Annotated in this window: 21 protein-coding genes and 1 riboswitch; of the genes, 14 read left to right on the forward strand and 7 right to left on the reverse strand. The window is 25.7% G+C overall.

The features are described 5' to 3' along the window. Positions 1-268 precede the first annotated feature (268 nt). Positions 269-2,590 (forward strand): sensor histidine kinase, encoded by a 2,322-nt coding sequence (locus AC07E4_RS03880; protein WP_478215793.1) that lies wholly within the window; start codon positions 269-271, stop codon positions 2,588-2,590. A 96-nt stretch (positions 2,591-2,686) separates the two neighbouring features. Here the strand turns inward: AC07E4_RS03880 and AC07E4_RS03885 are convergent, their stop codons facing one another. Both AC07E4_RS03885 and AC07E4_RS03890 read right to left on the reverse strand, forming a co-directional pair. Further along, on the reverse strand, positions 2,687-3,130 hold the full coding sequence (locus tag AC07E4_RS03885; RefSeq protein WP_040329944.1) for a DMT family transporter: 444 nt from the start codon (positions 3,128-3,130) through the stop codon (positions 2,687-2,689). A 16-nt stretch (positions 3,131-3,146) separates the two neighbouring features. Then, positions 3,147-3,569, reverse strand: coding sequence for a DMT family transporter (locus tag AC07E4_RS03890; RefSeq protein ID WP_478215794.1), 423 nt, complete (start codon positions 3,567-3,569; stop codon positions 3,147-3,149). Between the two features lie 374 nt (positions 3,570-3,943). Here AC07E4_RS03890 and AC07E4_RS03895 point away from each other — a divergent pair, with 374 nt between their 5' ends. The 9 genes from AC07E4_RS03895 to AC07E4_RS03935 all read left to right on the forward strand — a co-directional run bounded on the left by AC07E4_RS03895 (position 3,944) and on the right by AC07E4_RS03935 (position 14,713). Next, complete coding sequence (locus AC07E4_RS03895) at positions 3,944-4,639, forward strand: cyclic nucleotide-binding domain-containing protein (RefSeq protein ID WP_430830461.1); 696 nt, start codon at positions 3,944-3,946, stop codon at positions 4,637-4,639. A gap of 98 nt (positions 4,640-4,737) precedes the next feature. After that, complete coding sequence (locus AC07E4_RS03900) at positions 4,738-5,442, forward strand: ABC transporter ATP-binding protein (RefSeq protein WP_040329948.1); 705 nt, start codon at positions 4,738-4,740, stop codon at positions 5,440-5,442. Positions 5,443-5,444: 2 nt separating this feature from the next. Further along, on the forward strand, positions 5,445-8,687 hold the full coding sequence (locus AC07E4_RS03905; protein ID WP_478215795.1) for an FtsX-like permease family protein: 3,243 nt from the start codon (positions 5,445-5,447) through the stop codon (positions 8,685-8,687). A gap of 123 nt (positions 8,688-8,810) precedes the next feature. Next, the gene (trmB, locus tag AC07E4_RS03910; protein ID WP_478215796.1) at positions 8,811-9,467 is read left to right on the forward strand and encodes a tRNA (guanosine(46)-N7)-methyltransferase TrmB; all 657 of its coding nucleotides are present in this window, start codon (positions 8,811-8,813) and stop codon (positions 9,465-9,467) included. 128 nt (positions 9,468-9,595) lie between these two features. Further along, positions 9,596-9,698: riboswitch (TPP riboswitch) on the forward strand. Positions 9,699-9,851: 153 nt separating this feature from the next. Beyond that, complete coding sequence (thiT, locus tag AC07E4_RS03915; protein ID WP_478215797.1) at positions 9,852-10,448, forward strand: energy-coupled thiamine transporter ThiT; 597 nt, start codon at positions 9,852-9,854, stop codon at positions 10,446-10,448. Between the two features lie 308 nt (positions 10,449-10,756). Then, positions 10,757-11,992 carry an ABC transporter substrate-binding protein gene (locus AC07E4_RS03920; protein WP_423219658.1) on the forward strand — a complete coding sequence of 412 codons (1,236 nt, stop codon included), beginning with the start codon at positions 10,757-10,759 and terminating at the stop codon, positions 11,990-11,992. A gap of 5 nt (positions 11,993-11,997) precedes the next feature. Continuing rightward, positions 11,998-12,867 carry an ABC transporter permease gene (locus AC07E4_RS03925; RefSeq protein WP_040329955.1) on the forward strand — a complete coding sequence of 290 codons (870 nt, stop codon included), beginning with the start codon at positions 11,998-12,000 and terminating at the stop codon, positions 12,865-12,867. Positions 12,868-12,870: 3 nt separating this feature from the next. Further along, positions 12,871-13,680, forward strand: a complete 810-nt coding sequence (locus AC07E4_RS03930; RefSeq protein WP_478215798.1) for an ABC transporter permease — start codon at positions 12,871-12,873, stop codon at positions 13,678-13,680. 16 nt (positions 13,681-13,696) lie between these two features. Then, positions 13,697-14,713, forward strand: coding sequence for an ABC transporter ATP-binding protein (locus AC07E4_RS03935; RefSeq protein ID WP_478215799.1), 1,017 nt, complete (start codon positions 13,697-13,699; stop codon positions 14,711-14,713). Positions 14,714-14,830: 117 nt separating this feature from the next. Here AC07E4_RS03935 and AC07E4_RS03940 read toward each other — a convergent pair whose 3' ends face one another. Then, the gene (locus tag AC07E4_RS03940; protein WP_478215800.1) at positions 14,831-15,568 is read right to left on the reverse strand and encodes a trimeric intracellular cation channel family protein; all 738 of its coding nucleotides are present in this window, start codon (positions 15,566-15,568) and stop codon (positions 14,831-14,833) included. Between the two features lie 276 nt (positions 15,569-15,844). Here AC07E4_RS03940 and AC07E4_RS03945 point away from each other — a divergent pair, with 276 nt between their 5' ends. Continuing rightward, the gene (locus AC07E4_RS03945; protein ID WP_040329959.1) at positions 15,845-16,258 is read left to right on the forward strand and encodes a hypothetical protein; all 414 of its coding nucleotides are present in this window, start codon (positions 15,845-15,847) and stop codon (positions 16,256-16,258) included. A gap of 145 nt (positions 16,259-16,403) precedes the next feature. Here the strand turns inward: AC07E4_RS03945 and AC07E4_RS03950 are convergent, their stop codons facing one another. From AC07E4_RS03950 to trxA, 4 genes are all read right to left on the reverse strand, one after another. Further along, positions 16,404-17,807, reverse strand: a complete 1,404-nt coding sequence (locus AC07E4_RS03950; RefSeq protein WP_040329960.1) for an alanine/glycine:cation symporter family protein — start codon at positions 17,805-17,807, stop codon at positions 16,404-16,406. A gap of 483 nt (positions 17,808-18,290) precedes the next feature. Continuing rightward, positions 18,291-19,439, reverse strand: a complete 1,149-nt coding sequence (locus AC07E4_RS03955) for a double-cubane-cluster-containing anaerobic reductase (protein ID WP_040329961.1) — start codon at positions 19,437-19,439, stop codon at positions 18,291-18,293. Between the two features lie 554 nt (positions 19,440-19,993). Further along, positions 19,994-20,854: an NAD(P)/FAD-dependent oxidoreductase gene (locus AC07E4_RS03960; protein ID WP_040329962.1), complete on the reverse strand. Its 861-nt coding sequence runs from the start codon at positions 20,852-20,854 to the stop codon at positions 19,994-19,996. Between the two features lie 12 nt (positions 20,855-20,866). Then, entirely contained in the window at positions 20,867-21,178 is a 312-nt protein-coding gene (trxA, locus tag AC07E4_RS03965) for a thioredoxin (protein WP_040329964.1), read from the reverse strand. A 455-nt stretch (positions 21,179-21,633) separates the two neighbouring features. On the opposite strand from trxA, the gene AC07E4_RS03970 reads away from it, so the two are divergent. From AC07E4_RS03970 to AC07E4_RS03980, 3 genes are all read left to right on the forward strand, one after another. After that, complete coding sequence (locus AC07E4_RS03970) at positions 21,634-22,116, forward strand: LURP-one-related/scramblase family protein (protein WP_478215801.1); 483 nt, start codon at positions 21,634-21,636, stop codon at positions 22,114-22,116. A gap of 123 nt (positions 22,117-22,239) precedes the next feature. Then, positions 22,240-23,016 carry an ABC transporter ATP-binding protein gene (locus AC07E4_RS03975; protein WP_040329966.1) on the forward strand — a complete coding sequence of 259 codons (777 nt, stop codon included), beginning with the start codon at positions 22,240-22,242 and terminating at the stop codon, positions 23,014-23,016. Positions 23,017-23,019: 3 nt separating this feature from the next. Beyond that, positions 23,020-24,663: a hypothetical protein gene (locus AC07E4_RS03980; protein WP_478215802.1), complete on the forward strand. Its 1,644-nt coding sequence runs from the start codon at positions 23,020-23,022 to the stop codon at positions 24,661-24,663. Positions 24,664-25,422: the final 759 nt, after the last annotated feature.

A 25,422-nucleotide genomic window follows, 5' to 3' on the forward strand; every position in this document is an offset into this window, starting at 1 on the left:
TCCTAAAAATTCAAATCAAATTTCGTTTAGTATGAAATATGTTAAATTATTTTATTTATTTTCCTTACAAGATTTAGTATAACAACTTAAATAATAAATGTCAACAAATAATAAATATTATTTAAAAATAAATTTGTAAATTTTATAGTAAATAATATAAAAAAATGTATATTTGTGTTATAAATAAGATGATAAAGATAAATAAGATGTTATAATTTAAATATGTAATATTTAGGCCTTTGGTATAATTTAGGGGGAATAAAAATTTATGAATATAAAATTAAAAGGATCAACGGAAAAAATATGGTTGTTTAAATTTAATAGGATTGCAACAAGGTTAATATTTTTAATGAGTATTGTATTTATATTAGGTATGTCATTTATGAGTGAAATTCCATGTTATGAAATTAAGTTTTTATATAATTTAAAAATAATAAATTCTACACTAGCCATTATTTCCATAGCTAGTTGTTGGTCGTACTATTATATGCATAAGAAAAATGATTTTTTTATAATTGCATTAATGTATTTAAGTTTTGCTATAGAAAGATTTTTAGTTAATGCTATGTTTGATAGTATAGAGTATGAACAATTTGCAATTTTAAATGCAGCAATAGTACCATATGCAATGAGAGCTGTATTAATAACATATACTATTATTGAAGATAATAAAAAAATAGAAAAATTTTTAAGTAAAAAATTTATTTTAGCCAGTTTAGTATGTATTGCAACTTGGGGCTTAATTATGTTAGATAAAAGATTTATAGTGAATAATTACAAAAATCATAATATTAAGTTAATAACGTTTATGAATGTAATATTTATAATCTATTATTTTAGTATAATAATTGTTTGGAGCATAAAAAATATTAAAAGAAAAGATTGGTTGTATACAATATTTATTATTAGTATGAACTTTTTTACGTTAAGAAGAGTATGTGTTGTAAGATTTTTAAATATAAAAAACAATAATTTATATAATATAGGAAATATATTTACTTTTATTGGATTTTCAGTTGTGATTTTAGGTTTATTTATTGAAATGGATATGAAAATGAAAGAAAGTGAAGTTTTAAAAAAAAGATTAAAACTATTTTATGATATAACAGAAAATAACCAAAGCAGTGGTGTAATCATATGTGAAGAAGGAACTGAGATTATTTATACAAATAAATTAATAAGGCATGAACTTAGTAAGGGGAATGGAGAATATAGAAATTTAGAAGAGTTCATAAAAAATTATATAAAGGATATAAATAATACCAAAAGCAATAGTAGTGAAAAGAATGCATTTAAGGACATAGTTTTTGATGATAATGAAGTTAGAAGTATAAGTGTAGAAAAAATGAAGGTAGGTCATGGAAATATAGAAGTAGCTACTATTATAGATGTGACAGAAGAATACGTAAAAAATGAAAAGTTAAGAATAAATGAAGAAAAACTTAAAACTATAAATGATAATATAAAGGATTTAATTATAACTATAGATAGTGAAGGATATATAACATATGTTAACAATACAGTAATAGAAATTTTAGGATATACAGAAGATAAAATTAAAAAATTTAGGTATATAGATTTAATGACAATAACAAAAGAGAATTATGATAAAAATTTAAACTGTGGACAAGGTAAACTTTGGATAGAACATGATATGAAATGTGCAAAAGGAAATAATATACCAGTAGAGTCATTAATAAGTCCTATGATTAATGATAGAGGAAAAGAAATAGGAAGAATAATAGTGGCTAGAGATTTAAGTTACAGAAAAGTTGTTGAAAATTTACAAAAACAATATGAAGAAATAAAAGAATATGATAGAGTAAAAACCGAGTTTTTTGCTAATCTTTCACATGAAGTAAAAACACCAATAAATGTTATTTATTCATGCATACAACTTTTAGAAAGTAAGAAAAGTAATGATAGTTATAATTTTGAAACATATTATAATAAGTATGAAGAAACTATGAAACAAAATTGTTTAAGATTATTAAAGCTTGTAAATAATTTGCTTGATATTGTAAAGATAGATTCTGGTTTTATAAAAATGAATTTTGGTAATTATGATATTGTAAACTTAGTTGAAGATATAACTTTATCTGTAGTACCATATGTTCAAGTTAAAAATATAAATATTATATTTGATACAGAAGTAGAAGAACTTATTATAAGGTGTGATCCAGAAAAGATTGAAAGAATAGTACTTAATTTATTATCAAATGCAATAAAATTTACTGAAAATGATGGAAATATATTGGTGGATTTAAGTATAGATGAAGAATGGGTTACTATAAAAGTTAAAGATGATGGAATAGGAATACCAAAAGAATTAAGAAAAATTATATTTGAAAGATTTATTCAGGTTAATAGTGAGAAAAGTAGAAAGAAAGATGGAAGTGGAATTGGATTGTCATTAGTAAAATCATTAGTGGAATTACATGATGGTAATGTATTTTTAGATGATAATGTAGAAAAAGGTAGTGAATTTGTAATTAAGTTACCTAATAAGAGAATAAATGAAGATATAGAAGAAGTTAAAAATTATGAAAAAAATCAAGGTAAATTATCTGTAGAGTTTTCGGATATATAAAAAGTTAAAATATAAATTGCAATAACTTTTTAAAATAGGTTTTGAAATGAAAATGAAATACTATAAAGCTATGATTATCAATAATCATAGCTTTATTTATATAGACTTAAAATCTTTTTTATCAATTAATATATTTATAATTAATCCAATTAATACAAATAAACCTCCAATTATTTTGCCTTTGGGTATCATGTCTAAAGTAATATAATCAATTAATATTCCAGTAAATAGTTGACCAACAAATATTATTATTGTGGCATAAAATACTGAAATCTTAGGTGTTACATAATTAGAAAGAAGTATTACTAAAACTCCAATTCCACCACCTATATATGCAAATAAAGGTATATTAAAAAATGAAATAGTGGACAATAATGGTAGTTCTTTCGTGAATAATAAAAATAATATAGAGGTTAGTAAACCTACTAGAAAATTATAAAAGGTGCCTTCAAGTAAACCAAGTTTATCTGCAAGATTAGAATTTAAAATTCTAGCAATTGTTATGGTGACACCTGCTAAAATACCAAGTATAAAAACCAATGTAAATCCCTCATTTCTAATAAATTGTCATTATGATAATTCCTATAGTCATAAATGCAAAACCTAAGATTTTCTTTTTGTTAAATTTATTTATTTTCATACCAAATAGTCCGTAATGATCGATTATCATAGATGTCAATGATTGTCCTAAAAGGCCTAAAGATAAAGTAAGTGAAATTCCAACAGCATTAAATGAGATATTATTAAATAAAACAGTTAAAACACCTATGGCTCCAGCACTATAAAGATATAAGGGGATATTTTTATTAAATATAATTTTTCGTTTAGAAAATAACATTACGAATATTGTAGATAAAAGACCAACTAGATGTACTATAACAGTGGATGTATAATTACCGATATTTTCTGATAAAATTCCATTAAATGTAGTCATTAGAGTAATCAATATACCTATTAATAGACAATATAAATTATTCATTAGTATCACTCCTTAAACATTTCATAGTATGAACAAATATGAATAAAACATACTATAAGTTAAAACTTAAAGTTTAAGTTTTAAGATATTTTTTATAATAAAAGGACAGTAGAGGCTTAATCTACTGTCTATAAATATAATAATGGTAGTTGCAAAGTTAGACATATCATTTTGTATGTGATGTTTGGGTAAATTTATATAAATCACTTGTAAAATTTATCATACGGAATGAATAAGTGAAATTTAAACTTTGCTTTCAGAAATAAATTATTTCCTTGTATATTAAATTAACACAAAAATTTACGATATATATATGACATATGTCATATACGTAGTAAAATAATATAAAATATTTTAATTTGGAGGAAAACATTTTGGTAGAGATTAAAGAAGATAAAAAAATAGATAAATATATAAAAAAATATAAATTAGATGAAATATTTAGTGTAGATATGAAACCATATATGAAACTTTTTAAAATAAATAAAGGTGAATACATATGTAGAGCTAATGAAAAAATGGATAAGTTATTTTTTTTAGTAGAAGGAAAGGCGAAGGTTTATATTTCCCTAGAAAATGGTAAGTCATTATTGCTTACTTTTAATAAGCCATTAGAAGTTATAGGGGATATAGAGTGTGTAAAATTGGATAAGAGTGATTCAAATATAGAAGTTATAGAGGAGAGCTATTGCGTAGCAATTGATTTCAAAGATATAAGGAAATATGCCATAAATGATTCTAAATTTCTAATATATATGATTGAAAGTTTAGGAAAAAAACTTTCAAGAAGTTCTAAACATAGTTCTATAAATCTTTTATATCCTTTAGAAAACAGGCTTTCTAGCTATTTGCTAGCAACATCAGTAAAAAAGAGTAATGAAGATTTTAGATTAGTTACAGAATGCAACTTGATAGAAATGTCAGAACTATTAGGTTGCAGCTATAGGCATTTATTGCGCACTTTAAAAAGTTTAAGCGAGATGGGGGCTATAAAAAAGTCAGGTTATTTTTATGAAATTGTAAATAAGAAAATTTTAGAAAATTTAGCAAGTGATTTATATGATGAATAGATTATAAATTAAGATATATTATAATTATAGAATTTTAAAAAAAATCATATATAATTATAATATATTTTAAATTATGAAAACTAAGAGGAGAAAAATTTATGAATAAATACATAGAGTTTATAGATGTGAAAAAGACATACAAAATGGGTGAAGTTGAAATAAAAGCATTAGATGGAGTAAATTTTTCTATAAATAAAGGTGAATTTGTCATAGTTGCAGGGGCAAGTGGTGCTGGGAAAAGTACAATTTTAAATGTACTTGGAGGCATGGATACTGTAACAACAGGAAAAGTTTTGGTAGATGAAAGTGAAATAAGTAGTTATAATCAAAAGCAATTAACTACATATAGAAGGTATGATATAGGATTTGTGTTTCAGTTTTATAATTTAGTACAAAATTTAACAGCACTTGAAAATATAGAATTGGCAACACAAATTAGTAAAAATCCATTAGATCCAGAAAAGACACTTAAAGATGTAGGATTAAAAGATAGAAAAGGAAATTTTCCAGCTCAATTATCTGGTGGAGAACAACAAAGAGTTGCAATTGCTCGTGCTTTAGCCAAGAATCCCAAATTATTATTATGTGATGAACCTACTGGAGCACTTGATTATAACACCGGGAAAGCAATATTAAAGTTACTTCAAGATACTTGTAGAGAAAAGGGCATGACAGTAATTGTTATAACACATAATTTAGCATTAACAGATATGGGTGACAAAGTTATAAAAGTTAAAAATGGAAAAGTTGATAGTATAACTATAAATGAAAATCCTACTCCAGTAGAAAGGATTGAGTGGTAGTTATGAATAATTCTATAAGAAAAGATACTTTAAGAGAAATAAAAAAATCTTTAGGTAGATTTTTATCTATATTTGCAATAGTAGCCATAGGTGTAGCTTTTTTTTCTGGAATAAATGTAGGTTCTCCGGATATGAAAATAACTGCGGATAAATATTATGATGACTACAATTTTATGGATATTCAGTTAATATCAACATTAGGATTTACAAATGAAGATATTAAAGCAATAAATGAAGTAGATGGTGTTAAAGGAATATATCCAACATATTCTATGGATGTTATTAGCAATATAAAAAATGTTGAGACAGTATTAAGAGTTCATGGGTTACCTAAATATGAAGATACAAAGGATAATGAAAATTATATAAACAAAGTAAAAATAGTAGAAGGAAGATATCCAGAAAAATCTAATGAATGTCTTGTAGAAAATAGTAAAATAGCAGATTTTGATGTAAAAGTAGGATCAAAGTTGAGTCTTCAGTCTGGAACAGATAAAGATATTAAAGATAGTCTAAAAGAAAATGAATATACTGTAGTTGGATTAGTAGAGACACCATATTATTTATCTTATGAAAAAGGAAACAGTAATATAGGAAATGGTTCTGTTGGAAACTACATAATGATTCCACAAGAAAATTTTAAAAGTGAAGTATATACGGAAACTTTTATAACAATAAATAATGCTAAAGAAAAATTTACATATGATGATGATTATTTTGATGTTGTAATTCCAATAAAAGACAAGCTTGAAGAGGTTGGAAAAGAAAGAAGCAAAATAAGGTATCAGGAAGTTATAGTAGATGGAAAAAAGAAAATTGCTGATGGAAAAGAGCAATTAAAAAATAAAAAGTTAGAGGCTGAGAAAGAATTAAACATAGCAAAAAATGAAATAGAAAATTCTAAAAAAGAATTAGAGTTGGCACAATCAGAGTTACAATCCAAACAGAATGAATTTAGAGTATTTATTGAGAATGCCGAAAATGAAATTTCTAATGGATATTCTGAGTTAAAAAAAGGAGAATCTGAATATAATAGGGGTTACAATGAGTTTATAAGTAAAAGAAAAGAAATAGAAGATTCTATTAGAATTGGTGAGGAGCAAATTAAAGCTAGTGAAAATGGAATTAATGAACTAGAAAATAAAATATCCAATTTAAAATTAATGCTAAAAACACATATTGAAGAGGATGATAAAGAGAAAATACAAGAGCAAATAGTAATATTAGAAAATATATTAAATGAAAGTAAGAAAAAGTTGAACTTAGCTAAAGTTGAATTGAATAGTAAAAAACAAATGTTTACTGAGAATGAAAGCAAATTAGCTTATAGTAAAGAACAATTAACATTAGCAAAAATAGAGCTAGATAAAAATAATGAAGAATTAATAACAAAGAAAAAGGAAGCGGAAAATCAGTTTATTGAAGCACAAAATAAGATTAATAATGGAAAAAGTGAATTATCTAAAGGTCAGTTAAAATATGAAGAAAGTAAAAAGAAAGCAGAAGCAGAATTTTTAAAGGCAGAAAAAGAGATAAATAAATCTGAAGAAAAATTAAAAGATATAAATGAAGTAAATTGGTATGTTCTTGATAGAAAATCTAATTATAGTTTTGTAGACTATGAAGGGTCTGCAGATAGAATAGAAGCAATAGCAAAAGTGTTTCCATTATTCTTCTTTTTAGTAGCAGCATTAGTTTGTTTAACGACTATGACAAGAATGGTTGATGAACAAAGGGAAACAATAGGAACGCTAAAAGCATTAGGATATAATAAAGCAACTATAGCATCTAAATATATTTTATATGCAGCATTTGCAAGTGTAAGTGGAAGTATATTAGGTATAGCAATAGGATTTACAGTATTTCCAACAATAATATTTAATGCATATGGAATAATGTATTCTATGCCAAATGTAATATTAAAGTTTAATTGGTATTATGCTACTGTATCCACTGTTGCTGCAGTTTTAATAACTACAATGGCTGCAGTATTTGCGTGCAATAAAGAACTTAAAGAAACACCATCTATTTTAATGAGACCTAAATCACCGAAAAATGGTAAACGTATATTTTTGGAAAGAATACCTTTTATATGGAAAAGATTTAGTTTTACTGAAAAAGTTACAGCTAGAAATATATTTAGATATAAGAAACGTTTCTTTATGACAGTAATAGGTATTGCAGGGTGTACAGCTTTGCTTTTATGTGGATTTGGTATAAAGGATTCAATAAAAGCTATAGTAGATAAGCAGTTTGGTGAAATATATAAATATGATATGTCCATAAATATTGATTTTAACCAGAGTGAGAATAAATTAGATGAATTTAAACATACGTTAAAAAATGATAGTAGAATATCAGATTATATGATGTTACAAAGTAAAAATATAAAAATTTCATCTAATGATATAGAAAAGGATGTAAAATTTATTATTCCTGAAAATAATGATAGATTAGAAGAGTTTATTTCCATGAGAAACAGGAAGAATAAAGAAACCTTAAAACTAGATGAAGACGGTGCTATTATTAGTGAAAAAATAGCAAATCAATTAAATGTTAAAGTTGCTGATGTTATTAAGGTAAAGGATGGAGAAAAGGAATTTGAAATTAGGATTTCAGGAATTACAGAGCAATATACGTTTCATTATTTATATATGGATAAATCACTTTATGAAAACAAAACTAAAAATAAAGTTGAATTTAATGAAATTATAGCAAAAACAGTGGATAATTCTAAAAATTTTGAGGATGAATTGTCTAAAGATATTATTTCCAAGGAAAATGTAAAATCTGTAGGATTTAATTCTGGAATAAAAAATAATTTTAAGGATACAATATCCAGCTTAAATTATGTTGTTTTAGTAATGATAGTATCTGCTGGAGCATTAGCGTTTGTAGTACTATATAATTTAACAAATATAAATATTAGTGAAAGACTAAGAGAAATTGCAACAATTAAAGTTTTAGGCTTTTATGATAATGAAGTTGCTAAATATGTCTATAGGGAAAATATCATTTTAACGTTTATAGGTATAATTGTAGGACTAGGTTTAGGAGTAGCCTTACATAAATACATTATGTTAACTGTAGAACTTGAAACTATTATGTTTGGAAGAAGCATAAGAAGTATTAGCTATGTATATTCATTTTTATTAACTTTCATGTTTGCCATAGTAGTTAATTTTACAATGTATTACAAATTAAAAAAAATACAAATGGTTGAATCATTAAAATCAGTAGATTAAAAGTTAAATATAAGTTGATAGAATTTAAGTAAATATGTATAATAATTGAGTATAAAATATAAGGAATGAAATTTAAGAAAACAATCCTTGATAAAATAAAAGGTAAGGATGGAGCGAATAGATATGAGAATGAGAAGAAAGCCTTGGGCTAGACCAGAATTAGAAGAATGTAGTTTTTTTATAACAAATCCTACTGAATATAAAGGAAAGTGGAGTGAATCTTTCACTAGAAATCAGCCAATATACTTAGAACTAGGATGTGGAAAAGGAACATTTATGGCTGTACATGCAGCAGAAAATGAAAATATAAATTATATAGCAATAGACATAAAAGATGAAGTACTTGTTTTAGCTAAAAGAAATATAGAAGCTTCATTTGAGGAAAAGGGAAGAAAAGTAGATAATGTAAAATTAATGGCACAAGAAATTGCTATTATTGATGAAATGTTAGATAGCAATGATAAAATAGATAGAATTTATATAAACTTTTGCAATCCTTGGCCTAAGGAAAGACATAAAAAAAGAAGATTAACACACACAAGACAATTAAATAAATATAGGGAATTCTTAAAAGAGGACGGAGAAATCTGGTTTAAAACAGATGATGATGAACTTTTTGAAGAATCTTTAGAATACTTTAAAGAAAGTAACTTCAAAATAGAATATATAACATACGATTTACATAACAGTGGATTTGAAGGTAATGTGACTACAGAACACGAAGATATGTTTAGTGCACAAGGAATAAAGATAAAGTTTTTAAAAGCAATTAAAAATTAATTTTAAATTTAAGCATAGGTATATAAATAATAACCCTATGCTTTTTTCTTTTATATATTTTACAGATAATTGTAAAGAAACTATAGATGTTTTGTAAATTTTGAGTTATAATGATAATGAAAAATATAATAATTAGCTAGGGGTGCCTAAGTGGCTGAGAGATATTTATAAATATTAACCCTTGTACCTGATATGGATAATACCAGCGGAGGAAAGCAAAGTTTAAATTATGTTTATGTATATAATTAAAAACTTTATATAAAGTTAAAAGCTATATTCCGCATGGAGTATAGCTTTTGTTTTGTATAAAATATTTGAAAATATCAGAAAAATGAAAAGAAAAAACTAATTATTAAATAATAAAATTATTTAGGAGGAAGGAAAATGGTTATTTTCGCAACGATTCTTAGTATTGTATTAATGATTTTTTATGTTGTAGATCTTATCAAAAATGCAAAATTTAATGTTAAAAGTATAGTTATGATAGGGATGTTTAGTGCAATGTCCTTTGTATTATATTTGATTGAATTTATAAAATATCCTCAAGGAGGGGGAATAAGTTTGTTTTCAATGATGCCAACAATGATATTGGCACTATTATATGGTAGACAAGCAGGACTTACAGGAGGAGCTATATTTGGTTTGTTAAAACTTTTAAATGGAGCAACTATAGTTCATCCAGCACAATTTATATTAGATTACTTACTTGGTGGAATGGCACTTGGACTTGCAGGTACATTTGGTAGGGAAAAGAAATCTAATGTAATTGCAGGATGTTTATTTGCAGCTGGATTAAGTGTATTATCAATGGTAGTATCTGGTGCTGTTTTCTTTGGACAATATGCACCAGCTGGAATGAATGTTTGGTTATATTCATTAATATATAATTTATCATCAGCTGGTGTTGAAGGATTATTAACAACAGTTCTTGTAACTGCAATGCCACTTAAGAGATTAGAAAAAGCAGCAAAAGTTAATTAGATATATATGATACTAAAAAGTGGAGAAGTTTATTTTCTCCATTTTTTTATTTTGCATTAAATTAATTAAGTTGAAAATTAATTTAATGCAGTACAAATAAACAGTACTTATTTAAATAATAAAATATGTTTTTGATAATAATAATTATAAAGATTAATTATTATTAAATTTTATAAATAAAAGAAAAACAACTATTTAAATGTCTTATTTTACTAGGATTAAATAAAGTTATGTAGTATTCTGTATATGTATAATGAAAAATATACCAATTTAAACAAGTTAAAAAAGGAGGAATAAATTTGAAAAAGATAGTTAAAAATCTCGTATTAATAATGACAATAGCTATTATGTTTGTTTTTGTAGGATGTTCTAAGGAAAATAAAAAAGAAGAGGCAAATGAAACTAGAGGAGATTTTAAGGAGATAGCAGAAAATGCCAAGGGAACTACTGTGAATTTTTATGGATGGGGAGGAGACGAACACACTAATAGGTGGATAGATACTATACTTTCAAAGTATGTAAAAGAAAATTATGATATTACATTAAAAAGAGTTCCTATGGATATAGATCAAATTCTTAATAAGATGATTGGGGAAAAGCAAGCAGGAAATAAAGAGGGTGCAGTTGACTTAGTTTGGATAAATGGAGAAAATTTTTATACTGCAATGGAAAGTAAATTATTATATGGACCTATTACACAGTACATTCCAAATTATGAAAAGTACTTGGATGGAACTTCAGATGAAGCAAAATATGATTTTGGATATGAAATTAAAGGTCATGAAGTACCATATGGAAAAGCTCAGTTTGTTTTAATAAATGATTCTAATATTACAAAAGAAACACCTAAAAATACAGCGGAGTTATTAGAGTTTGTAAAGAAATATAAAGGTAAAGTTACATATGCAGCACCACCAGATTTTACAGGAAGTGCATTTGTGAGAAATATTATATATGAAACAGTAGGATATGATAAAGTAAAAGATTTAAGTGGTGATAAGGAAGAGGTTAGAAAAGCTATAAAACCTGCTATGGATTATCTTAATGAATTAAAGCCTTATCTTTGGAATGAAGGAAAAACATATCCAGCATCAACATCACAAGTAGAAAATATGTTTGCAGATGGAGAGCTTGTTATGACTATGTCATATAATCCTAATTCAGTAGCAACAATGATAGAAAGTGGAAGATTTACAGATACATCTAGATCTTTTATATTTGATAAAGGAACAATAGGAAATACACACTTTGTAGCAATACCAGAAAATGCATCTAATATAGATGGAGCATTAGCTGTGATTAATGCAATAATTAGTCCAGAAATGCAATCTTCAAAATACGATCCTAAAAATTGGGGTGATTTGCCTGTAGTGGATTTTGATAAACTTAATACTGAAGAAAAAAATTTATTTAATTCAGTTAATGCGGGAAAAGGAGTTATACCTTCAGATGAACTTTTAGAAAAAAGAGTTCCAGAAGTACCAGCAAAACTAGTACCAGTAATAGAAGCAATATGGCAAGAAGAAGTTGCAGCTAGAGGATAATTATAATGCATAAAAAATTAAAACCATATATTATGATCATGCCTGTACTAATGCTAATGATATTATTTATCCATGGACTTATTAATGGTATAATTCAAAGCTTTGGTATAATTCCAGCTATTGGACTTAAAGATTTTACATTAGATTATTATAAAATGATATTTGAAAATAAAAACATAATACTGGGAATTAAACAAAGTATATATATATCATTGGTTTCGTCTATTTTTGCAATCATTATAGGAATTGTTATAAGTTATGTGGTTTCAACTACTGGCTTAATGAAAAGAAAAATCTTTCAATTATTTAAAATACCAATAATAGTACCACATATGGTTTCAGCCTTACTTATAATAAATATATTTTCACAAAGTGGAATTATATCAAGGATATTTTATTCCTTAGGATTTATAGAAAACCAAGAAATGTTCATAAGCTTACTATATGATAGAAATGGAATTGGAATAATACTTGCATATTTGTGGAAGGAGATACCTTTTGTCATACTAATAGTATCTACTATAATGGCTAATATTGATTCGTCACTAGGAGAAGCTGCTATAAATTTAGGTGCATCTAAATTTAAAACATTCTTTAATATAACATTGCCACTATGCAAAAGCACAATAGCAACTTCATTTATAATTATATTTGCATATTCCTTTGGTGCTTATGAAATTCCATATTTATTAGGACCAACTAGTCCAAAGGCATTGCCAGTAATGGCATATGTAGAATATATTCATCCAAGTCTATTAAATAGACCATATGCAATGGTGTTAAACAGTATTATGGTAATAATATCAATAATTTTAACTTATGTATATTACAAAATCATTCAAACAAATATAGTAAAAGCACAGGGAGGACAATAGAGAATGAGGAATAAAAATATATTAAAAACAGTTTTTATATATTTAGCATTATTTTTTATAATCTTTCCTGTTCTTATTTTGATATTATGGAGTATTGCGGGAAGGTGGTCTTTCCCCAATATATTTCCAGAAACATTTTCAACTAGAGCAATTAAAGAGTTGTTTGGAGGATATTCAGGAGCTATAAAAGTACTTTTAAACAGTGTTTTAATATCTTGTATAGTGGCAATTATTTCTGTAATCATAAGTATTCCAGCAGCAAGAGCTATTACAATGTATAATTTTTATGGCAAAAACATTTTTAAGTTTGTAATACTTATGCCAATAATAGTACCAGCTACAGCTTTTGGAATGGGGATTCAAATATTTTTTATAAAAATGGGGATAAATGATACAGTAGTAGGTGTAATATTAGTACATATAATTGTTTGTATTCCATACACTATGAAAATTATATCAGAAGTAACAGAAGTTGTCGGAAATAAATTAGAAATGCAAGCAAGAGTATTAGGAGCATCGCCATTAAAAGCATTTATCAATATAACTATACCTATATTGATGCCAGGTATAATATCATCATTTAGTATGGCTTTTATTATTTCCTTTAGCCAATACTTTTTAACTTTCATAATTGGAGGTGGACGAGTAGTTACTTTCTCCATGATTATGCTTCCATATATTCAAAGTGGAGATAGAACCATTGCATCAGCTTATGGAGTTATGTTTATAATTGCTACTTTAGGTGTTTTCATTTTATTTGAGAAGCTTATAAAAAAATATTATGATATAGAAAACACTTATTTTTTCGGATAAAAAGGAGCAGTATTTAATGCATGAACTAGTGTTGAGAAATATTAAAGTTGAATTAGGAAAAAAAATTATAAATGAAAATATAAATTTAAATGTTGAAAGTGGTGAAATGATTTCACTTTTAGGAGCATCTGGATGTGGAAAAAGTACACTTCTTAAAACAATAGCAGGTCTTATAGAGCCAACAGCAGGGGAAATACTTATTGATGGTAAAGATGTGAAAGATTTTCCACCAGAGAAAAGAGGAACAGTAATAGTATTTCAAGATTTAAGACTTTTTCCGAATATGAATGTAATTGAAAATGTAGAGTTTGGACTTAAAATGAAAGGTATAAATAAAGATGATAGAAAAGAAAAGTCAAAGATAATGCTTGAAAAAGTTGGTCTTAAGGGATATGAGAAAAGAAAAGTTTATGAACTTTCAGGTGGTCAGAAACAAAGGGTAGCATTAGCTAGAGCAATAGCAAGTGAACCAGAAATACTTTTATTAGATGAACCATTTTCAAGTTTAGATGAAAATTTAAGATATAAAATGAGAGATCTTGTTATGAAGTTACAAAGAGAAATGGGAATAACAACAATTATGGTTACTCATGATAAAGAAGAAGCTCTTTTGATGTCAAATAGAATAGCTATGATGATAAATGGAGAAATAGTCCAATATGACAAAGCAAAAAAGGTATATAATAATCCATGTTCTAGAGCGGTAGCAGATTACTTTGGTGATATGAATTATATAGATGGAGTATGCAAAAATGGTGTATTTACGAGTAAGATAGGTACATATAACACATCATTGAAAGATGGAAAGTACACATTAATGATTAAACCTAAAGATATTAAAATTTTAGATAGTGATAAAGAAAGTGAAAGTAAAATATTAAATGTAAAATATTTAGGTGATAAATATAGTTTAGTTGTGTTATATAAAGATATTGAATTGATAGTTGAAACTTATAGAGAATATGATTTTGTCATTGGACAAAATATAAAAATAGAAGTAGATACAGAAAAAGCTATATTTTATATGATTTAAAAGTGTTTCATAACAAAAATCTTCTGTTACCCAAAAAATGACCAAATTCATTTTTAGAATTTGGTCATTTTATTTCTTAGGGCTAATTATTTAATTTTGATACAGCCCTTTTAAAATTTAATTTTTAGCAACATTTCGGCTAAGTGCTAAATTTGGTAAGTTCCAATTAAATTTTACAGAAAGTATTCTAAATGTAAAAGTTATAAAAGAACAAATATAAAGAGCATTTACACGTGGTACATAATTATGTAAAAACCAAAATGATAATCCACCTAAAATTGATGCAAGTGCATAAATCTCTTTTTTAAAAACCATGGGAATATCTTGTACAAATACATCTCTTACAATTCCACCACCAATACCAGTGATTGAACCAAGACATATAACTAAAAATAAATTGGCAAAATTATTAGATGTAGCTATATTAGCACCAACGGCAGTAAAAACACCTAAGCCGATAGCATCTAAAACAATATTTATTTTCCTAAGTATAGCAGTTCTTCTACGCAAAAAGTCAATTCTTTGTTTTAGTTCTATACGTTGCATATCCTCATTTGAAGTTGAAAATTTTATTTCTTTTATTATCCTATTATATGTTATTTTAGAAATTAAAGTATATAACCCTATTACAACTATTGCAGTAAGTATACTTATAAAACAGTAAAAAGGGTTTTTAAAGGCATTTGGAGGATTAGCACCAATTAAAATATCTCTAAAAATTCCTCCGCCTACAGCTGTAACTACAGCTAATGTCAATATTCCAAATAGATCTAGTTTTTTTTGAATAGCTATAAGTGTGCCAGACACAGCAAAAGCTACCGTTCCAATAAATTCAAAAATACTTAATAAAAACATAATTACTCTCCTAAATAAAATATAAAACATAAAAAAGTAATAAAAATTTTAATATAGTTTACATTGCCAAAGTAAATTATATAATAAAAAACTGGAAACTTGTAGATTTATTTGAAACAATTATAGAAAAGTCCTAGATTATAGAGAGTTTTAAAATAATGTATTGATTGAATTTCAGTTAATGGTATAATGGAATAATTGTTATTTAAATTATTTTATAAAAGATATATGCAATTTAAATGATTAAATAAAAAAGTGAAAAGTGAGATTAATTAAATGGAAAATGAAAACTTAGAAAAATCAATAGTTAGATTAGATAAGGATATTGCAGCATTAAAAATAGCTAAAAAATACTTATCTAATGAAGCTGAAATTGAAAAAGTTAGAGAAGAATTAAATCAAAAAAGACAATTATTAGCTAATGAATTATATAGTCGTGACTATATAGCATATGACGAATGTTGTGAAATAATTGGAGATATGTTAAATAAAAATTTAGATAAAGATGAACAAAAAGAGTTACTTGATACTATAAAAAGAGTATATGAAAGACAATCACCAAATGCAAGTAAAGGAAACAGTGGACTAAATGCATGGTTAAAAGAAATGGACATTGAATATAAATGGATAGAAACTGAAGACAGTGATTGGGCAACACTAATAATAACTGGATTTGGAATACATAAGTAAATTTATTTTTATATTAGTATAAAATGTGAATTGAAAAATATATATTGAAAATATATATAGAAAAACAAGCTCCAAGATATTTTAATTTGGAGCTTGTTTAAGTTCAATAATATATTTAAAAAATTTTAATTTATGGAAAATTAAATTAATTAGACCATTCAGTAGCATTTTCTAGTCCAGGAATAGATGATGCTTTGAAAACAGGTTTTTTGATTCCTTTAGCTTTTTGGGCTTTGTAGTCATTTAAGGCTAGGAATGCAAATTTACCTATACGAGTTATTGTTATTAGGTTGATTATAGCCATTAATCCCATGAATAAATCGGCTAAGTTCCATACTAACTCTACTTTTACTAAAGAACCAAAAAGAACCATAGCTACAACAAAAAATCTATATATATTTAAAGATACTTTACTTGTATTTATAAATTCTATATTAGATTGTCCATAATAGTAGTTACCTATTATAGAACTAAAAGAAAATAAGAAAATACAGAATGCTATAAAGTAATTACCAAAAGCACCAATTTGAGATGATAGTGCATATTGAGCTAATTCTATTCCAGTTAAAGCTGAATCAGCATAAGCACCAGGAATTAGAACTATAAATGCAGTACAAGTACAAATTACTAATGTAGCAATGAAAATTCCTAAAGTTTGAACAAGTCCTTGTTCTACTGGATGAGATGCTTCAGCGGCTGCAGCAGCGTTAGGTGAACTACCCATACCAGCTTCATTAGAGAATAATCCTCTTTTTATACCTTGCATAAGAGTAGCAGTAAATCCACCAACTGTAATAGATTTAAATCCAAAAGCATTTTGGATAATTAATTTAAGGATTCCTGGAATAGCTCTAAAGTTTAAAATAACAACTAAAAGAGCAACTACTATATACGCCATTGCAAAAAATGGAACGATAACTTCAGAAACTCTTGCAATTCTAGTGATTCCACCGAATATAACTAATGTTGTAAGACCAACAAGAACAATACCCATAACTGTTCTGTTTATTCCAAAAGCTGTATCAAAAGCAACAGTAACAGTATTAGCTTGTACAGCATTAAATATTAATCCAAAAGAAATTGTTATAAGAATTGAAAAAATAATACCAAGCCATCTTTTATTAAGTGCTTTTTCCATATAATAAGCTGGACCACCTCTGTAAGCATTACCATCTTTAACTTTAAAGATTTGAGCAAGTGTACACTCAACGAATCCAGATGCTGCACCTACTAATGCTATAAGCCACATCCAAAAAACAGCTCCAGGGCCTCCAATAGCAACAGCAATAGCAACACCAGCAATATTACCAGTTCCAACTTTTGATGCAGTACTTATGCAAAAAGATTGAAATGATGATACTTTACCATCTTTATTATTTTTCTTGTCTTCAGAATCAGAAATAAGTCTAAACATTTCTTTGATATGTGTAAATTGAACTAAATGTGTTTTTATAGAGAAGTATAACCCAAGTATTAATAGCAGTGCAATTAATACATATCCCCATAAGTAATTGTTTGCCAAACTAATAAAGTCATTAAAAAAGTCCATTAAATTTCCCCCTCGGATTCATAAAAATTTATATACAAAGTTTTATAAATGTATTCCCGTTTAAATATAAAACCTTATAAACCATAGCTAAATGTTTCTAATTTTGAAACTATATAAAAATTAATTAAATTGATCTGTAAATATATATGTTTACAAAAAATACATAAATATTAATATATGCAATTAATCTATGTATATAATTATGTACAATTTTCAGAAAAAAATCAATATTTAAAAGACAAAAAATATAAAAATATGTAAAAAAATAAGGAATAATCCATAATATTGAGAAAAATGAATAAAAATATATATAATCCAATTTTATATATTAGAAAAAGTTTATTTAAAATATAAAATAAATAGAAGATATGTTTTATCTAAAATGTATGAAAATACATAAAGGTATAGTAAAAAAATTACTTTTTAATATATAAATCTAGTAATTTTATAAAATACTAGATTTATATATTAAGATAATTAAATTTAGAGCATTTCAATAAATGCTTGGATTCTTGTGTTTAATTGACCAATGTCTGTAGTTGAATAATCAGTTTCTATTTTCATATATGGTTTATTTTTTTTAGTTGTAATAAAATTTTGAATTGTAGTAGCTTCCACATTATATGTATGACAAGCCTGTAAAACAACATCAACAACACCATCAACTTTGTATTCATCTACAAGGTATGATAGATATTCAAGTCTATTATCATTAGGACTCATACAAGCACATGCAGTTCGTAGATACCTTTCAGTTAGAGCATCAATAGGATTTTTAGTTTCATCAACTAATAGACTTTCATCTTTAGCACCACTACAATTTTCATAACAAACAACAACTCCACCATTAGATTCAATAGCAGTTATAACTTTTTCAGTTGAGTCGCCTAGTGGACAACCAGTAACGAGAATTCTTTTTGAAGAAGGTGAAACAGGTCTTATGTCGTTGTTATAATTTTTCATTGTTTCATCTATTATTGAATATATATCATTAATTTCTTTTTCTTTATCTGCTATGTAAAGAGTTCCTTGAATAACTTTTCTTAAATCATATCCAGTCATAGGGGGAGGACAAAGTTTAGATAATCCATAGTAATTTCTAAGAGCTTGTCTTTCTCTGTTTTTTAAAGAAATTTTTTCTTTTAGTTTTTCTTCTGTTATTTCAACATTAAACTGATTTTCTAATGTTTCTTTAAGTTCAACTATAGATGCCCTGTAATAATCGTAAGATGCTTTTCCATACGGTGTTTGTGGTAATTGCATAACATGCATAGGTTTTTTCTTTTTTAACAATTCATACATCTTTTTTTTACCATCACAAGTAGTTTCTCCAAGCAACATATCAGAGAAATAGTAAAATGGGCATTTTTCTGATATGGCATATCCATAACTAGATTTAATTAATGGACATAAATTACGAGGTAAATCCTTTTCTGCATACTCTATTGGTTCTTCATCCATTCCACAAAGCCAAGCAGCTACAGCATCAGAGGCAGCAATAACTTCCCAAGGAGCAAAACCACAATAAACTCCTACAATTTTTTTTCCCTCATCTTTTAATTCTTTAATTTTAATAAAAGCATTTCTACGAGCTTCGCTAAATTCATTTATAAAATCAGGTAATTTATTCATCATATAATCCTCTCTATCTATAAAATTAATCAATTAGAAATAATTATATTATAAATTTCATGGAAAATAATAGGATTATTTAAAAATGTAATACTTAAATGCTTTCTATAGGAATCTAAGTTAAAACTTTAAGTTATTGATGATTAAGTTGAGAGTTCTAATTAATTTAATTGAAAATTGAAAATGGAAAATGGAAAGTGAATGTAAAAATTGGATTTCCAATTTTAAAGAACGATTTTTTATTAAATTTGCAGAGCAAATTAGTTGAAAACAATATAAAAACGTAGTTTTTAAGTATTTCTATTTTAAATATTAAGAACGAAGTGAGTAATATTTACCATAACTATTCACTATTCACTCTTAGTTCTTAATTGGTTCTAAATATAAAAATAGGAATAACATATAATTTTAGTAGTATCTTTTGATAAAGATATTATTTGAAATTTGAACTTGGCCCTATATCAGCTGAATTTTAGAATTATAAAAAAGTAGATATATGAAGGATTTTAAATAATAAAAGAGCTATGATATAAAATACATAGCTCTTTTATTATTTATTTATTTTTATCTAAATAAGATACTGCACTTAATGTGGCAATTAATCCTTCACCGGCACTTTTTATGTATTGATAAGGCTTTCCAACTATATCTCCAGCAGCAAAGCAACCTTTGATATTAGTTGACATAGTTCTATCTACTATGATATGACCATCTTCAACTTGAAGTCCAGGCATTAAATTTGCTGGTGAAATACTGTCTTTCAACATAAACACACCATCAACATCGATAGTAGTTTCTTTAAGAACTAATTTGCTTACTAATGTATCACCTTGAACTTCTATTGGAGTATCCTTTAGTATATTTATGTTTGAATTAACATTAGGTTCCTCTTTATACATAGGTATATAATAGACTTTTGAAGCAAGTTCAGATACATAGTTAGCTTCTTCTTCAGCTTCTTTGTTGTATCCAACTATTGCAACAACTTTTCCACGGTATAGAGGAGCATCACATGTAGCACAATATCCAACACCTTTGCCTAAGAATTCTTCTTCACCTTTTATAGGTTTTGTAAACTCTACACCAGTTGCAAGTATTACAGTAGTTGCTTCATAAGTTTTGTCATTTACCATAAGAGCAAAATAACTACCCATAGAGTAAATTGCATTCACTTTTTCTTCAGTTATTGTAATATCCATAGTATTTATATGGTTTTTAAAATGTTCTTTAAGTTCAGATCCGTTTGAATTTGGAAAGCCTAAATAATTATTAATTTTAGGCGCTTTACTAATTTTGGGACTTAGCTCAGAAGAACCAAATAGTATAAAATTTTTATTTCTTATTTTAGCATTTATTGATGCAGATAATCCTGCAGGACCACTGCCTATAATTGCTATATCATATCTCATATTAATTACCTCTAATTTCTATAGGTGAGCTTTAATTTTAGCTTCTAGATTTTCTTTTGGAATAAATCCTACCATTGTTTCAACAGCTTTTCCATCTTTGAAAATCATAATTGTTGGAACACTAGAAACAAAATATTTACGAGCTAAATCAGCACTTTCATCTATATCTACTTTAAAGAATTTAGCTGTGCCATTCATTTCATTACTTAATTCATCAAATACTGGAGCTAACATTTTACATGGACCACACCAAGTTGCAAAGAAGTCAATCACAACTACTCCATTTGAAATTTCAGAATCAAAATTACTATTATTTAATACGTTTGCCATTTAAATTACCTCCTATTTGTAAGAAAATATCAGATATAATGAAAAATTATATCATCAATAAAAAATTAAGATTTATTTTAAAGTTATGTTTCCCATTATTTAAATTAAATAAACTGTAAAAATAAACTACACTATATATTTAATAATTATTATTAAATAATATCAGATATTAATATAAAAATCAATAAAGGTAAAACAAATCTTTTATATTTATATATTATAATATATGAATATAAAAATTTAAAGAGATATTTATTAAATTTATATTAAACTTAGAAAGATTTAAGATTAAGTTAATGTTAAATAAAAATTTATGATATATAATATAGAAAATATAATTTATATTTAAGTGTTAATTAAAATTAAATTTTAAAGAAAGAAATTTAAATTACTAAATTTCAAGTAAGGGAAAATTTGGAAGTTTAATTTTTTATAGATAGACATGGAGGATTGTTATGAAATATTATATAAAAGAAAAATTGATAGCTATAGGAAGTAAGTATGTTGTAACAAATGAATATGGTATGGAAGAGTATTTAATAGAAGGAGATAAGCTTGATATAGGTAAAAACATATCTATTTATGATATAAATAAAACTGAGAAATTATTGTATATGAAACAAAAAATTAGATTAGGAACACATAAATATGTTGCCTATAATAGAAATAATGATGAAATTGCAACTATAGAAAAAGCATTTTCATTAATGAAAGCTAGCTATAGTATATCTGGATTAGTTGGAAATATTAAATTACAAGGTGATATATTAAGAAGACATTATGAATTAACAAAAAATGGAAAAGTAATAGGAAGAATCGATAAAGGATTAAGTCCAAGGGATAAGTATTCATTAGAAGTTTATGATGAGAATTATAAAATATTTTTTATAGGTCTTACTGCAATGATAGATTTAGTAAGTTTCCATGGGGATAATTAGAAAAATATTTAAAGTACAAAATAATTACTTTGATGAAAAATATAACCAATATGTTTATTAATTATGTATAATTAGGCTAGTGAAATTTTTATTTCACTAGCTTTTTTTATTGGAGGGGGACTTATGGAGAAAATTATAGAAATAAGAAATTTAACTAAATCATTTGGAAGTAAGAGTGTTTTAAAAGGAATTAATTTAGATATATACAGAGGAAATATAATAGGGTATATAGGGCCTAATGGTGCAGGAAAAAGTACTACTGTTAAGTTGATATTAGGATTAATTGATGGATATGATGGAGAAATAAAAATTTTTGGTGAAGAAATCAAAAATACCAACGGGAATTACAAAAAGAAAATTGGATATGTTCCAGAAGTTGCAGATTTATATGAAAGTTTAAGTGCTAAAGAGTATTTAACATTTATAGGTCAGTTGTATGGAATGGACTATGATGAAATTGATAATAAGGCAAAGAGACTAATGGATGTATTAGGAATTGGTGATGCATATAATTCTAGATTGTCATCTTATTCTAAGGGAATGAGGCAAAAAGTTATGATAATTTCAAGTATAATTCATAATCCAGATATATTATTTTTAGATGAACCATTAAGTGGGTTAGATGCTAATAGTGTAATGATTATAAAAGAACTTTTAGCAGAATTTGCAGCTAAGGGTAAAACCATATTTTATTCATCGCATATAATGGAAGTTGTAGAAAAAATTAGTGATAGAATAATACTGATTGATAAAGGAGTAATTGTGGCAGATGGAACATTTGAAGAGTTAAAACATAGTCATAATGAAGGTTCACTGGAAAGTATATTCAACGAACTTACAGGTTTTGATATGCATAAACAATTGGCTGAAAGAATAATATCAATAGTTGAAGGAGAATAAAATATGGAGGATTTTAAAATATTAAAATTAGTAAAAAAGTTTGAATTTTTATATAAAAAAATTGGCGTAGATTATGACACTATGATACTAATTCTTAGAATGAAACTGACTATGGATGGAAGGAAAATTCCAACTGTCTTAAGTGGCAGTCAAGGAAATGATGATAAAGATAAAAATCAATTTAAGAGATCATTAATTTATTATTGTATATTAGGCCTTTTATGTATGATGATGATTATTATAGATGTAAATATAATGATACAAATGACTATTTATTTTGGAATGATTATGTTTATGATTTTTTCAGTGTTTATATCAGATTTCTCTTCAGTAATATTAGATGTTAGGGATAAAAATTTAATAGGTATTAGAGGGGTAGGTTTAAAAACTGTTAATGCTGCAAAGATAACACATATAATGATTTATATATTTCAAATAACACTTGCGTTATGTGGATTTTCGATACTATCATCTTTTAAATATGGTATAACATTTTGTTTAGTATTTATATTAGAAATAGTTTTTATAGATATTTTTATGATAACAGTTACTGCACTTTTATATTTTGTAATACTAAAGTTTTTTGATGGTGAAAAATTAAAAGATATGATAAATATTGTTCAAATAGTTTTAACTGTTGTTATAGTAGTAATGTCACAATTAATGGGAAGAATATTTAATGTAGTAGAAATTAGTAGTGAGTATAATATAAAATTGGTACATTGTTTTTTACCACCTATGTGGTTTGCAGCTCCTTTAGAAATGATTAACAAGGGAAGCGTAGAAAAGGATCTTTTGATATTAACAATGATTGGAATTATAATACCTATCATTGCAATAATTATTTATTCAAGAATTTCAAACTCATTTGAAAATTACTTAATAAAATTAAATAGTAGCGAAAGTAAAGTTAAGAAAAAAAACACATTAGCATTTAAGTTAAGTAAGTATATATGTAGAGATAAAGAAGAAAGAATGTTTTTTAATTTTTCTCATGAAATAATATGTAAAGAAAGAGAATTAAAATTAAAAATATATCCAGATGTAGCACTTTCACTAGTATTTCCAGTTATATTTTTATTTATTGCTGGAGAAAATGAAGGAGAAATTTTAAATGCATTAAATCAGTTAAAAAATTCAAATAGTTTTTTGACAATGTATTTGATGTTAATAGCTATACCATCAATTACAATGATGATGCAGTACTCTGAGAATTACAAGGGTGCTTGGATATACAATGTTGTGTCTATAGAAAATAGAAAATTAATGTATAGAGGGTGTATAAAAGCATTTATATACAAATTTATTATACCAATGTTTATAATATGCTCCTTGATTTATATATCTATATTTAAAACTAAAGTTATAGTTCATTTAGTTGCTATGTTTTTAGTTATGCTTATTACTATTGTAGGTTCATTTAATATTACAGAAAAAAATTTACCATTTAGTCTAGCATTTTCAGTAAATAGTAAAAATCAAAATATAGGTAAGACATTATTATTAATGGCAGTAGTAGCTATTTTTGCAATAGTACATTATGTATTATTAAAAATATCTATGGGAATATATATTTATATTGGAGTATTAATTTTAGCAACAATTATCGTATGGAATAAAGGATTTAATGTAAAAGAAAAAAGTTAAACATAGAAATAAATTGTAACTTTTGAATTTGAACTTGGAACCATATATAGGGTTCCAAGTTCAAATTTTAAATAACATCTTTCTCAATTGAAAAACTTTTTTCTTTTATCAAGAAACAGGAATTATTTAAATTAGTATTTCTTTAAAAATTGATTTAGAAAATCTTATTAATTTGTGTTTTATTTTCAAGACCTGAACCCAAGGACGGGTTCAGCGACTGCCTAGACAGGACGTCGATTCAGCCGTTTAGTCTTGGAAATAAAATAGCAAATTTATTAGAGTTTCTTTGAAGTTTTTATGAATAACGTTTTAAATAATTACTATTTCTCGGAATACTACCATTCTCATTTAATATTTGAATAATTTTATTTTTCAGCTTGGAACCCTATATAGGAATACAAGTTGAAATGTTAAGATATTCATGTTTCAGTTGAGAATTCTAATTAATTTAATTGAAAATTGAAAATGGAAAATTGAAAGTTGAAAATGAATGTAAAAATTGGAAATCCAATTTTAAAGAATGATTTTTTATTAGATTTGCAAAGCAAATTAGTGTAAAACAATATAAAAACGTAGTTTTTATGTATTTTTATTTTAAATATTAGGAATGAAATGAGTAATATTAACCATAACTGTCGGATTGGCCCCATAAAAGTAGACTCTAAATGCTAATTACTAGCTTATTCTTAAAATTACTATTTTTTAGATTATAGAACTCATTTGGGGTTCTATAATCAATTGAAGAATGTATTCTTTTAA

It is taken from the genome of Clostridium amazonense (assembly GCF_056431285.1).

What these genes read in the sequence shown, in the direction of transcription:
- thiT (WP_478215797.1), top strand. Translation starts at nt 9,852, where the DNA reads ATGGTTATTTTCGCAACGATTCTTAGTATTGTATTAATGATTTTTTAT.
- AC07E4_RS03880 (WP_478215793.1), top strand. Translation starts at nt 269, where the DNA reads ATGAATATAAAATTAAAAGGATCAACGGAAAAAATATGGTTGTTTAAA.
- AC07E4_RS03940 (WP_478215800.1), bottom strand. Translation starts at nt 15,568, where the DNA reads ATGTTTTTATTAAGTATTTTTGAATTTATTGGAACGGTAGCTTTTGCT.
- AC07E4_RS03975 (WP_040329966.1), top strand. Translation starts at nt 22,240, where the DNA reads ATGGAGAAAATTATAGAAATAAGAAATTTAACTAAATCATTTGGAAGT.
- AC07E4_RS03980 (WP_478215802.1), top strand. Translation starts at nt 23,020, where the DNA reads ATGGAGGATTTTAAAATATTAAAATTAGTAAAAAAGTTTGAATTTTTA.
- AC07E4_RS03945 (WP_040329959.1), top strand. Translation starts at nt 15,845, where the DNA reads ATGGAAAATGAAAACTTAGAAAAATCAATAGTTAGATTAGATAAGGAT.
- AC07E4_RS03890 (WP_478215794.1), bottom strand. Translation starts at nt 3,569, where the DNA reads ATGAATAATTTATATTGTCTATTAATAGGTATATTGATTACTCTAATG.
- AC07E4_RS03935 (WP_478215799.1), top strand. Translation starts at nt 13,697, where the DNA reads ATGCATGAACTAGTGTTGAGAAATATTAAAGTTGAATTAGGAAAAAAA.
- AC07E4_RS03925 (WP_040329955.1), top strand. Translation starts at nt 11,998, where the DNA reads ATGCATAAAAAATTAAAACCATATATTATGATCATGCCTGTACTAATG.
- AC07E4_RS03950 (WP_040329960.1), bottom strand. Translation starts at nt 17,807, where the DNA reads ATGGACTTTTTTAATGACTTTATTAGTTTGGCAAACAATTACTTATGG.
- trmB (WP_478215796.1), top strand. Translation starts at nt 8,811, where the DNA reads ATGAGAATGAGAAGAAAGCCTTGGGCTAGACCAGAATTAGAAGAATGT.
- trxA (WP_040329964.1), bottom strand. Translation starts at nt 21,178, where the DNA reads ATGGCAAACGTATTAAATAATAGTAATTTTGATTCTGAAATTTCAAAT.
- AC07E4_RS03970 (WP_478215801.1), top strand. Translation starts at nt 21,634, where the DNA reads ATGAAATATTATATAAAAGAAAAATTGATAGCTATAGGAAGTAAGTAT.
- AC07E4_RS03955 (WP_040329961.1), bottom strand. Translation starts at nt 19,439, where the DNA reads ATGAATAAATTACCTGATTTTATAAATGAATTTAGCGAAGCTCGTAGA.
- AC07E4_RS03905 (WP_478215795.1), top strand. Translation starts at nt 5,445, where the DNA reads ATGAATAATTCTATAAGAAAAGATACTTTAAGAGAAATAAAAAAATCT.
- AC07E4_RS03900 (WP_040329948.1), top strand. Translation starts at nt 4,738, where the DNA reads ATGAATAAATACATAGAGTTTATAGATGTGAAAAAGACATACAAAATG.
- AC07E4_RS03930 (WP_478215798.1), top strand. Translation starts at nt 12,871, where the DNA reads ATGAGGAATAAAAATATATTAAAAACAGTTTTTATATATTTAGCATTA.